Raw genomic sequence first — 12,099 nt, forward strand, 5'->3', positions numbered from 1 at the left:
CACAGGAAAAAACCTCTTCAGATAAGATCTGAAAAGGTTTTTCGATTAAACAGTTTCTTTTGTAAACTCACCAATTGACTGGAATTTTTCATAGCGTTGCGCGACTAATGCTTCTTTATCTAACCCTGATAATTCCTTTAACGACTGAAGCAGCACCTGATCAATCGCTGATGCCTGCTGCTTTGTATCTCTGTGTGCCCCGCCTTTTACTTCAGGAATGATTTCATCGATAATGCCCATTCCCTTCAGATCAGGTGCAGTAATCTTCATTGATTCTGCCGCCTGTTTTGCAAGACCTGCATCTTTCCAGAGAATGGAGGCTGCTCCTTCAGGAGAGATGACAGAGTAAGTTGAGTTCTCAAGCATATGCAGATGATTTCCTACACCAAGCGCCAGTGCACCACCACTTCCACCTTCACCGATGACAATACATACGACAGGTACAGTAAGACCTGCCATCTCAAACAGGTTGCGGGCAATCGCTTCACTCTGACCGCGCTCTTCTGCCGCTTTACCAGGGTATGCACCCTTTGTATCAATAAAGCAGATGATCGGGCGGTTAAACTTCTCAGCCTGTTTCATGAGGCGCAGCGCTTTACGGTAACCCTCAGGATGCGGCATACCGAAATTCCGCTTAATGTTTTCTTTTGTATCTTTACCTCTTTGATGACCAATCACAGTCACAGGGTTCCCTTTATAGCTTGCAATGCCACCTACAATTGCGTGATCATCACCGTACAGACGGTCTCCGTGCATTTCCATGAAGTCCTCGAAAAGCTCTTCTATGTACTCAAGTGCTGTCGGACGTTCCGGATGTCTTGCAAGCTGTACGCGATCCCATGGCTTTATTGAAGAATAGACATCTGCCTCGAGCCGCATCAGGCGGTCTTCAAGCTTTGCGATCTCCTCACTTAGGTCAACTTCAGAATCCGCTGTGAATGCTTTTAGTTCATTGATTTTTTCACGCAACTGATTAAGCGGTTTTTCAAACTCCAGTTCGTTTACCATGATGCTCCTCCTTTATTGTGCAGAGAAAGAAGCACACTTAATTTTTCTTTCATCTCTAGACGGGAGATGACCTGATCAAGCTGACCGTGTTCCATCAGGAATTCTGCTGTCTGAAAATCTTCTGGCAGCTTTTCTCTGATTGTCTGCTCAATAATTCTTCTTCCGGCAAATCCAATTAACGCACCCGGTTCTGCAAAGTTATAATCACCCAGGGAAGCAAAGCTTGCCGAAACGCCTCCTGTAGTCGGATGAGTCATGACTGAAACAATCAGTCCGCCTTTATCACTAAAGCGTTTGAGAGCTGTACTCGTTTTCGCCATTTGCATTAACGATAAAACGCCCTCCTGCATTCTTGCACCACCACTTGCTGTGAAAATGATGAATGGCAGTTTTTTTTCTTCAGCTAATCTGACAGCTTCTGCAATTTTCTCACCGACCACAGAGCCCATACTCCCCATTCTGAAAGTCGAATCCATAATCGTCAGCACTGCCTGATTGCCATTGATTGAGCAGGTTCCTGTTACAACCGCTTCATTTAAACCTGTCTTTTTCTTATCCTTCTCAAGCTTTTCGAGATAGTCAGGGAACCCAAGCGGATTCTCAGAAGTCAACTGCTGGTTAAACTCCTTGAAAGAACCTTCATCAGCCAGACATTCAATTCTCTCAGCAGCGTTCATCGGGTGGTGATAACCACACTGCAGACAAACCTTTTGATTCTTGTAAATTTCTTTCGTGTAAATGATCTTTTTACATTTAGGACACTTGGTCAATATTCCTTCCGGGACATCATTTTTATCATGTTCAGATGGAATCGTTGCGTATTTTTTCTTTTTAGCAAATATATCCTTCAGCAACCTGGCTTCCTCCCTAGTCATAATCTATATTTGTGATCAGCTTCAGCGACTGCTCAGTATCTTCTGAAAGTAAGTATTGATAAAAATCAGCCATTATTCCTTCTGTCAGAGGCACATGCGTCTGTATCTCAGCATGATAAAAGTCATTCAGGATCAGCCAGATTTTTGTATAAAGCTGATTTCCCCCGGCCTCTACCAGTTCTCTTTTCAAATGCGTTAATGATGTAAGCTCTGATTTTTTATATTTAGATGAAATATGTTCATACAGGTGCAACTTGTCATCTTCTGATAAGGCTGAGACTCTTCTAAATGCATCTTCTTCAAGCCATGTTTTCACTTCAGCGACATCACTGACGGCACGGCTCTCCTGTAGAATGAACATGCCTAGCAGATCAATCAGGTGATGGTCTCTGAAGTCTCTGAGAAAAGTACCTTCTCCTCTTCTCGTCTCGATAAGCCCGAGCAGCTCAAGTGCTCTTAACGCTTCTCGCACAGAAGAGCGTGCAACGCCGAATCGCTCCGACAGTTCACGCTCTGATGGGATCCTGTTGCCGGCTGTAAGACGGTCTTCCCTGATCATGTCCCTGATCTGGTGGACAACAGATACATATCTTTTATGTTCATTCAAATGTCTGTCACTCACTCACTTTTTCCAATTTGAGATAAACGTGCAGTTTTCTCTCTGACTTCTTCAGGGTCCACTTTAATTCTGGCTACCCCTGTTTCCATTGCAGCGTTCGCAACACGCGAAGCTACAGCTGGTGCTACTCTCGGATCAAAAGGAGCAGGAATGACATAGTCTGCATTCAGTTCATCCTCAGAAATGAGTGACGCAATCGCCTCTACAGCAGCGATCTTCATTTTTTCATTAATATGAGTTGCTCTCACATCCAATGCGCCTCTGAAGATCCCCGGGAAAGCAAGTACATTGTTTACCTGGTTAGGAAAATCCGAGCGTCCGGTTCCGACCACTTTTGCACCGTTTGCTTTTGCCAGGGCGGGCATAATTTCAGGTACAGGATTTGCCATTGCAAAAATAATCGAATCCTGATTCATCTTCTGGACCATTTCCTCTGTCAGTGCACCAGCTACAGATACACCAATAAAGACGTCTGCACCTTCAATGACATCGTCAAGGGATCCTTCCAGGCGCTCTCTATTTGTGATCTTCGCTACATTATGCTTGACCTCATTCATACCATAAGGACGTCCTTCATAAATTGCTCCCTTAGAATCACACATAATGATATCTCTTACACCATAGCTGTATAACAGCTTGATAATCGCAATTCCGGCCGCTCCTGCTCCGTTCATGACGACTCTGATTGAAGAGAACTCTTTATTTGTTATTTTAAGGGCATTCACAAGACCTGCTACAGTTACAATCGCTGTACCATGCTGGTCATCGTGGAAGATCGGAATATTTGTTTCTTTTTTCAGACGTTCTTCAATTTCAAAGCATCTTGGTGCAGCGATGTCTTCAAGATTGACGCCCCCAAAAGTAGGCTCCATCAGCTTCACTGTTTCTACAATCTTATCAATCTCTGTTGTATTCAAACAGATTGGAAAAGCATCTACGCCTGCGAAGCTCTTAAAGAGCACAGCTTTCCCTTCCATTACAGGCAGTGAAGCTTCCGGTCCGATATTGCCAAGACCAAGTACTGCTGTACCATCAGATACAACTGCAACCATGTTCCCCTTCATTGTATAATCATATACCGTTTCCGGCTTATCATAGATTTCTTTACACGGTTCTGCTACACCAGGTGAATATGCCAGGCTAAGCTCCTCGGCATTTCTAACTAATACTTTTGATTTCGTCTCCAGTTTCCCCTGATTCACTCTGTGCATATGCAGTGCTTCATCTCGTAATGACAACGAACTTCACTCCTATTTTTTGGGTTACCCCTTTATTTAACAATTGGTCAGACCACATTCTTATTCACTATAACAAAAACAATTCTACATTTGCAATTTATTGTTCGACTACATTTTCATTTCCAAGCAGCTGAATCAGCCGGTCTATAAGGGCATCAACGGGGTTTACACCGTCAATGTCCAGCTTCTGTTTATTTCCCGATTCTGCATCGTACACAATGACCGGGGTTCTGCCTTCAAACTGTCTGCAATATTTACCAATCATGTCGAAAGTATCCTTTGAATCCATCGCTTCCGGAATTCTTAAAAAGAGGGTTTTCTCACTTTTCGATCCATTATATTGATCAGCAGGTATTGCATGCTGAACCACGAACTGATTTTTTCCGTTCCGCTCCTCAGTTTTTCCAGTCAATACGAGCGTCATTCCTTTTTGAATAAGCGATGACTGCTTTCTGAAGACGTCAGGAAACACGACACCATCCATATCCCCTGTTTCATCGCTTAATAGAATAAAGCACATATTTTCGCCTTTTTTAGTTCTGATCACCCGTACTTCATTTATTAGAGCACCGATCATAGTGTTTGTGCCCGTCTTTACCTCATCAATTCTAACCGCGCCTGTACCGCTAAGACTGTCACGGTAGACGGACACAGGATGGGAGGATAAATAAATGCCAAGCACTTCTTTTTCATGTGCAAGCTTCTGATCATCAGGCATTGGGGATGCCTTAGCGTGTTTCGGTTTAATATCAAGACCTTCAAACAAGCTGCCTTCTCCCTGCATCAGACCGGCGTGACTGATGGCAACCTCGATTGAAGCAAGCAGGACTGATCGATCCTGCCCAAAACTGTCAAGTGCGCCTGAAAATATGAGCGGTTCAAGCAGTTTTCTGTTCACAAGCTTGGGATTTAATCTGCTGCAAAGGTCGAAAAAGTCCCGAAAAGGCTGTTCCTGCCTGACTTTCATAATCTCTTCAGCTGCCGCTTTGTTAACCCCTTTGATTGCACTCAGGCTGTATATAATCTCACCCTGCTGACCCTTGAAATAGCGCATGCTTTTATTAATATCCGGCGGTGTTACTTTAATGGAGAGATTTCTGCATTCTTTTATATAATGAGCAGTCTTATCCTCATTACCTGTGGCAGTGGTCATGAGCGCTGCCATAAATGCCACAGGATAATGCGCTTTCAGATAAGCAAGCTGATAGCCGATTTTACTGTATGCCACTGCATGGCTTCTATTAAATCCATAATCAGCAAATCTGACAATCAGATCATACAGTTCATTTGCCGCTTCACTCGTATATCCTTTTTTGACAGCACCATCAGTGAACCTTTTTCTCTCACGGTCAAGATCCTGCTTTTTCTTTTTACTGACTGCTCTTCTTAACACGTCAGCCTGACCGAGAGAGAACCCTGCAAATCTTGAAGCAATCTCCATGATCTGCTCCTGATAAACGATAATGCCATAAGTGGAAGATAAGACAGGTTCAAGATCCTGATGAATATAAGGAACTTTTTCATGACCGTACTTTCTTTTTATATACTGAGGAATAAATTCCATCGGGCCCGGACGGTTCAATGCATTAACCGCTACAAGATCTTCAAATTCTGATGGTTTAAGCGTCATTAAAACCTTTGTCACACCTTCAGCTTCAAATTGGAAAATACCACTCGTCCATCCTTTTCCAAGAAGCTCAAAAGTAGCCTGATCGTCCTCATGAATTTTTTCTATATCAAATTTCGGTTCAGTCTGCCGCACAGACTGAATGACCCTGTGTAAAATCGTCAGGTTTCTGAGTCCAAGATAATCCATTTTTAGAAGTCCGATTTCTTCTAACGCACCCATTGGCCACTGCGTAATATGAGCATAGTCAGTTCCCTTTTGAAGCGGGACAACCTCTGCAAGCGGCACATCACTGATAATGACACCAGCTGCGTGTACTGAAGTATGCCTTGGAAGACCTTCAAGCTTCATGGCAGTTTTAAACCACTCTTTGTAGCGGTCTGACTGGTTCACAAACCGCTGAAGTGATTGTGACTGCTGGTACGCCTCTTTTAACGTAATACCGTGAAGAGATGGAATTGATTTTGAGATCACTTCCATTTCCCCGCTGCTCATGCCGTAAACTCTCGCCATATCGCGGGCAACAGCTTTTGCAGAAAGTGTCCCAAATGTGGCGATCTGTGCTACTTTCTTTCTGCCGTACTTTTCAGCTGTGTATTGAATCACTTCATCACGCCGGTCATCCGGAAAATCGAGATCGATATCCGGAAGCGTCACACGTTCGGGGTTTAAAAAACGCTCGAATAACAGCTTGTGTTCAATCGGGTCGACATGTGTAATAAATAGCGCATAGGCTGTCAGTGAACCTGCAGCTGATCCACGGCCGGGTCCGGCGAGAATATGCTGTTCACGCGCAAATTTCATGACATCCCATATAATCAGAAAATAATCATTAAAGCCCATCTGATCGATGACTTTCAGTTCGTATTCAAGCCGCTTAAGATACTCTTCTGTGACTTTTCCCACCCGTTTTTTCAGGCCTTCCTCACAAAGATATGCAAGGACTTCCTTTTGGGTCACGTCATCCGGAACAGGGTAAACCGGCAAATGTGATGTTGAAAAATCAATCGTAACCCCACAGCGCTCAGTGATACGGTAAGTATTCTCAAGTGCTTCAGGGGCATCTGACAACTGCTTTTCAACTTCTTCAGCTGATCTGAAATGGAAACTTCCATGAGTATTCACTTCATCCACCGTCAGACCATCCCGGAGTGCAATTAATGCTTCATAAGCTGTTTTATCAGCCGGCTCACTGTACCTCACTTCAGATGTAGCTGCCAGTGGAACCGCCGTTTCTACAGAGAGAGTACGGATGAGTGTGTTCAATTCTTCATCTTCCCGGCGATCAAAATTGGAAATTCCAAGGTAAAATTGTTCCTGACCCAGCATGTTTTGAAGCTGTAATGCGCGTGCTGCAGCTTCTTTAATCTGACCGTTCCTCAATAAGCTTTCAATCTCTCCATTCATGCCTGGCGTAATGGCGATCAGCCCTCCTGAATATGCTTTCAGCCACTTCTCCGGCAGCGGCTTTTCTGTTGTCGAAATTGCGCTGGATATTTTAATCAGGTTTTTATAGCCTTCATTTGTTTCTGCAAGTAAAACAAGCGGAAATGACTGTTCATCACTTCCGCTGATATCTGCAGTTAATCCGATAATCGGCTTAATCCCTTCTTTTTGACAAGCCTTATAAAAGGGGATCACGCCATACATCGTATTATGATCTGTCAGTGCCAGCGCAGTCTGCTTTTCACGCTTCGCCAGTGCAACCAGTTCCGGTATTGAGATTGTGCTGCTGAGCAGACTATAGGCACTTGTCACCTGCAAATGAGTAAAAGTCATCCTGGATCCCCTTTCATCACGTGATAAATTTTTTATGCTTTACAGATCGCTTCGAGCTTTTCAATCACTTCTTCTGCTTCAGTCCAGTTGTAAATTGAAGCACCGGCTGCAACCGGGTGGCCACCGCCGTTATACTGCTTAGCGAGTTCATTTACAATAGGTCCCTTCGATCTCAGGCGTACACGGATCTCTTTCTCCTCTTCAATGAAAAACACCCATGCGCGGATCCCTTTCACACTGCCGAGCGTGCTGACAAGAAGAGACGCTTCAGATGGAGCTGCATTAAATTCAGTAAGTTTTTCTTTCGTTAATTTTATATGTGCTGCACCATTCTCTGACATGTGGAAGTTTTGAAGTACATATCCCTGAAGCTTTAACACATGTGCATCCATTTCATAAAGTGAATTGTAAAGTTCTGATCTGTCAAAGTCATACTTAATCAATTCACCTGCATAATCAAAAGTTTTCTGTGTTGTGCTCGGATATAAAAAGCGGCCTGTATCTCCGACAATTCCTGCATAGATCAGTCTTGCAGCAGCGTCAGACATTTTTAATCCGTTATCTTTTCCGCTCAGGTATAATTCATAGACCATCTCACTGGCTGAGCTTGCTGAAGTGTCCACCCATAACAGGTCGCCATAAGCATCTTCATTTGGATGGTGATCAATTTTAATCACTTTCGCACCTTTTTTATAGCGCTGATCATCAATTCTGTCTGTGTTTGCAGTGTCACAGACAATAATTAATGCATCCTTAAAGTCTTCATCCTTCAGTTCATCAAGCTCATGTAAAAAGCTGAGTGTAGGCTCAGGCGCTCCTGTTGTATAGACTTTCTTTTCGGGAAAAGATTCTTTAATCACTTCTGCAAGTCCGGCCTGTGACCCGTATGCATCTGGATCAGGTCTTACATGTCTATGTAGGATAATTTTGTCATATAGCTTAATTTGTTCAATGATTTGCTCTTTCACCGTCTGTCACTCCCTGAATTAGTGGAATTTACTCTGATAAGCCTTTACAATAATAGTAGTTTATTATTGGAGGAATCAAAATGGCAATTTTAGTGTTTCTGATCATTATGTCCGGAGTTGCTTATCTCTATTTCAAGACAAAGCAGATCCGTACACCCCGCCCTGTAGAAAAGGCCTGGCAGAAAAGCCGCGCAGGAATGGCACTCGGTACAGGAATGGGATTAATAGGGCTGAATACCCTTTTTCTGTTTAACTTTGAGCTTGCAACTGATTTGATCTTTACTTATATCATCGCACTGATCTTCATCATCATCGGTTTTTCAAGTGCATGGGTTAGATATAAAGCCTATAAACATTATACGCCTTTATTGGCGGAAGAAGAAAACAACTGGAATCACTAATTTAATTAAACAGAGAAACCGGCTGCAAGCAGCCGGTTTCACTATTTTTCAAGCAGCTGACACATCATCATAGCCTTGCCCACGAGCGTTCCATCGCTGAACACTTCGACATCAACCTTCCCGAACTTCCGGCCGACATCAAGCAGCTTCGGAACAATTTCAAGCGTGCTTTCCATCTGTACAGGCTTAATAAAATAAATGGTGATATTTTCAACGACCAGGTCACTCCGTTTATATTCCTTAAGCAGCTGATTGGCTGACTCGGTGACCAATGTAGTGAATACACCATATGAGATCGCGCCGAGATGGTTCGTCATTTGTGGTGTTACCTGAAAAACCTGGCGTTTATTTTCATTTTTTTCAACCTGCAGTTCTTTTAAAATCAGGTCGTCGATGGTTTCACCCATCTGCGGCTGACGCTGGATCATTTGTAATGCTTTCAGTACATCCTGCCTGCTGATCACACCCTGCAGCTGGTGTGATTCATTTACTACAGGTAACAGCTCAATTCCTTCCCAGATCATAATATGAGCTGCTGAGGCTACACTTGTTTTTGTATTTACAGTCAGTGGATACTTCGTCATGACCTTCTCTAAAAGCTCATTTTTATCGCGGCCGATAATGTCTTTTGCGGTAACCATCCCTGTTACTTTCAGCGATGATGCATCAACGACAGGAAAACGGCTGTGGTGCGTTTCTTTATTTAAGTTCTCCCATTCTTTGATGGTGGACTTTGCATTCAGATAATAGGACTGTTCCAGTGGGATGAGTATATCGTCAACGAGGACAATTTCCTTTTTGATCATCTGGTCATAGATTGCCCGGTTGATCATGGCCGCTACTGTGAACGTATCATAGCTTGTTGAAATCACCGGGAGCTCAAGTTCATCTGCGAGTTTTTTGACAGACTCTTCTGCGTCAAATCCTCCAGTTATTAGTACAGCCGCTCCGGCATTTAACGCATATTCATGTGCTTTTGTTCTGTTACCAACAATCAGCAGGTTCCCGGCTTCTGTGTATCTCATCATCGCCTCAAGCTTCATAGCGCCAATCACAAATTTGTTCAGTGTCTTATGAAGACCGGTTCTTCCGCCGACCACATGTCCGTCTACTATATTGACGACTTCAGCATAAGTAAGCCGCTCAATGTTTTCACGGATCTTTTTCTCAATTCTGATTGTGCCGACCCGTTCAATTGTACTGACCAATCCTTTATTTTCTGCTTCTTTTATCGCCCGGTAGGCTGTGCCTTCGCTGACGGCCATATGTTTTGCTACCTGTCTTACGGAAATCTTGTTTCCGACAGGCAGGGATTCTATATGTTGTAGTATTTGTTCATGTTTTGTAGCCAATCGCTAATCCCCGCTTTCTCGTTCCTGCATTCGTTCCTTTATTATAACCGCAGTGGTAAGAAAGGTTCAAATCGGTTAGAAAATACAAAACAAAAAGGCTGAGACAAAAATGTCTTAGCCCTTCCAAATCGTTTCGCTGCGCTTCAGGCGGACGCTTTCCGCGGGGACGGCGCTGAGCCTCCTCAGCCTGCGGCTTCCGGGGTCTCAGCTGTCCGTCATATCCCGCTGGAGTCGCCGCCTTACGCTTCGCTGCACTAAAATATTATATTGAATATTTCCCATTCAATTCTTTTTATAATTCTACTTGATCCCCGGCATGCATCATTTTACCCTGTCCCTCTTTTAACATACTGATGAATTTCTCAGGGTCCTGCTTGATCGGCGGAAATGTGTTGTAGTGAATTGGTACAACGTGTGTTGCCTGAAGGAGCTCTGCTGCATAGGCTGCGTCTTCAGGTCCCATTGTAAAGTTGTCACCGATTGGCAGAAATGCAATATCGATCGGGTGTCTGTCACCGATTAGCTTCATATCGCTGAATAATGCAGTATCTCCTGCATGGTAGACGGTCTTACCTTCAGCCATAAATAAAATCCCTGCAGGCATACCAGTATAGATAATCTGATTATCTTCAGTTGTATAAGATGAGCCGTGGAAAGCCTGTGTGAATTTCACTTTTCCAAATTCAAATTCATACGCGCCTCCAATATGCATCGGGTGTGTGTTTAGCCCCTGTATTTCCATATAATTAGCAAGTTCAAATGGTGCCACGACCAGCGCATTACTCCGTTTAGCAATTTCAACGGTGTCGCCAACATGATCATTATGTCCATGTGTCAGCAGAATCACATCAGGATTCTGATCATCTGCATTCAGATCTGTCTGTTCATTTCCATTAATAAAAGGATCAATCAAAATTGTTTTGCCGTTTGTTTCAATTTTAATAATTGAATGTCCATGGTAAGAAATTTTCATTTTCATTCCTCCTAGGTTACGGTTTCTCTCTCAAGTTTTCCCTTCCTGCAGCTCATGAAACATTTACATGTGCTATATATAGTGATAATTTTGAAATGACTGAATTTGAGAGGATGACAATCATGATTGAAAAAATCCAAACGTATTTAAAAGATGAACAAATCGATGGTGCTTTGCTGACTTCTACTGAAAATGTTACATATACGACCGGATTCAGAAGCAACCCGCATGAAAGGTGGCTCGCAGTATGGATACCGGCTGAAGGTGAGTCTATTTTGATCTGTCCGGGAATGGAGGTTGAAGACACAAAAGCTGCCGGCTGGAATGGAAAAGTGATCGGCTATAGTGATACGCAAAAGCCTCTTGAACTGCTAAAGGCTGAAGTGAATCACGTAAGCAATCTTGCAGTGGAAAAAAACCACTTAACAGTAGACAGGCTGGAGCTGATCCAGCAGGTCTTCGGGGATTGCATCATTACTGCTGCCGAGCACTTCATGAATGATCTGCGGGTCATTAAAACTGAATCAGAAATTAAGCGGCTGAAGAAAGCTGCTGAGCTTGCAGACTTTGCAATCGAAACCGCATGCAGCGAGCTTGAAGAAGGCAAGACAGAGCTTGAAGTGCTCGCAAAAGTAGAATATGAATTGAAGAAAAAAGGAATTACTGAGATGTCTTTTTCAACAATGGTGCTGACAGGTGAGAATGCTTCTTCCCCACACGGAACACCGGGCGACTCCACAATTAGAAAAGGTGACCTTGTGCTTTTTGACCTTGGTGTTGTCTATCAGGGCTATTGTTCTGATATTACACGGACAGTGGCTTTTGGAGAGATTTCAGATACTCAGCGTGATATTTATGAAGCCGTACTGAGAGCAGAAATGACGGCACTTAAAATGGTGAAACCCGGCGTTATGTCAAGTGAGCTTGACCTGGCAGCAAGAAAAGTGATTGAGGATGCCGGATATGGAGATTACTTTCCGCACAGACTTGGTCATGGCCTCGGGCTGAATGTGCATGAATACCCTTCAATTACTTCTGAAAGTAACATTGTCCTAAAAGCAGGGATGACCTTTACAATCGAACCTGGTATTTATGTGCCGGGTGTTGCCGGTGTGAGAATTGAGGATGATGTACTTGTCACAGAGGATGGGTATGAAACATTGACGAAGTTTCCAAAAAGCCTTCAGACATTTTAATTCTGAACAGTGGACGGTGGTTGAGAACATTTATTTGAATCGATGTTGAATGTTTATGGTTCA

10 protein-coding genes are annotated in these 12,099 nt (G+C 43.4%); 2 read left to right on the forward strand and 8 right to left on the reverse strand.

Annotated elements, in window-relative coordinates:
• Positions 1–45 precede the first annotated feature (45 nt).
• From accA to LG330_RS12415, 6 genes are all read right to left on the reverse strand, one after another.
• Complete coding sequence (accA, locus tag LG330_RS12390; protein WP_404404279.1) at positions 46–1,008, reverse strand: acetyl-CoA carboxylase carboxyl transferase subunit alpha; 963 nt, start codon at positions 1,006–1,008, stop codon at positions 46–48.
• Positions 1,002–1,862, reverse strand: coding sequence for an acetyl-CoA carboxylase, carboxyltransferase subunit beta (gene accD / locus LG330_RS12395; protein WP_404404281.1), 861 nt, complete (start codon positions 1,860–1,862; stop codon positions 1,002–1,004). The genes accA and accD overlap by 7 nt, the downstream gene beginning before the upstream one ends.
• Positions 1,863–1,875: 13 nt before the next feature.
• Positions 1,876–2,505 carry a FadR/GntR family transcriptional regulator gene (locus LG330_RS12400; protein WP_404404283.1) on the reverse strand — a complete coding sequence of 210 codons (630 nt, stop codon included), beginning with the start codon at positions 2,503–2,505 and terminating at the stop codon, positions 1,876–1,878.
• Positions 2,502–3,740 (reverse strand): NADP-dependent malic enzyme, encoded by a 1,239-nt coding sequence (locus tag LG330_RS12405; RefSeq protein WP_404404285.1) that lies wholly within the window; start codon positions 3,738–3,740, stop codon positions 2,502–2,504. Before LG330_RS12405 ends, LG330_RS12400 begins: the two co-directional genes overlap by 4 nt.
• Before the next feature lie 97 nt (positions 3,741–3,837).
• Positions 3,838–7,146 (reverse strand): DNA polymerase III subunit alpha, encoded by a 3,309-nt coding sequence (dnaE, locus tag LG330_RS12410; protein WP_404404287.1) that lies wholly within the window; start codon positions 7,144–7,146, stop codon positions 3,838–3,840.
• A 32-nt stretch (positions 7,147–7,178) separates the two neighbouring features.
• On the reverse strand, positions 7,179–8,114 hold the full coding sequence (locus LG330_RS12415) for a bifunctional oligoribonuclease/PAP phosphatase NrnA (protein ID WP_404404289.1): 936 nt from the start codon (positions 8,112–8,114) through the stop codon (positions 7,179–7,181).
• A gap of 80 nt (positions 8,115–8,194) precedes the next feature.
• Between LG330_RS12415 and LG330_RS12420 the strand changes: the two genes are divergently transcribed.
• On the forward strand, positions 8,195–8,515 hold the full coding sequence (locus LG330_RS12420) for a YtpI family protein (RefSeq protein ID WP_404404291.1): 321 nt from the start codon (positions 8,195–8,197) through the stop codon (positions 8,513–8,515).
• A 41-nt stretch (positions 8,516–8,556) separates the two neighbouring features.
• On the opposite strand, the gene LG330_RS12425 is transcribed toward LG330_RS12420, so the two are convergent.
• Together LG330_RS12425 and LG330_RS12430 are read right to left on the reverse strand one after the other, a co-directional pair.
• Positions 8,557–9,867: a DRTGG domain-containing protein gene (locus LG330_RS12425; protein WP_404404293.1), complete on the reverse strand. Its 1,311-nt coding sequence runs from the start codon at positions 9,865–9,867 to the stop codon at positions 8,557–8,559.
• Between the two features lie 292 nt (positions 9,868–10,159).
• Positions 10,160–10,840 carry a metal-dependent hydrolase gene (locus LG330_RS12430; RefSeq protein WP_404404295.1) on the reverse strand — a complete coding sequence of 227 codons (681 nt, stop codon included), beginning with the start codon at positions 10,838–10,840 and terminating at the stop codon, positions 10,160–10,162.
• Between the two features lie 113 nt (positions 10,841–10,953).
• On the opposite strand from LG330_RS12430, the gene LG330_RS12435 reads away from it, so the two are divergent.
• Entirely contained in the window at positions 10,954–12,036 is a 1,083-nt protein-coding gene (locus tag LG330_RS12435; protein ID WP_404409592.1) for a M24 family metallopeptidase, read from the forward strand.
• The last annotated feature ends 63 nt before the right edge of the window (positions 12,037–12,099 follow it).

It is taken from the genome of Jeotgalibacillus malaysiensis (assembly GCF_044789845.1).
In the GTDB taxonomy this organism is placed as follows: Bacteria; Bacillota; Bacilli; order Bacillales; family Jeotgalibacillaceae; genus Jeotgalibacillus; species Jeotgalibacillus malaysiensis_A.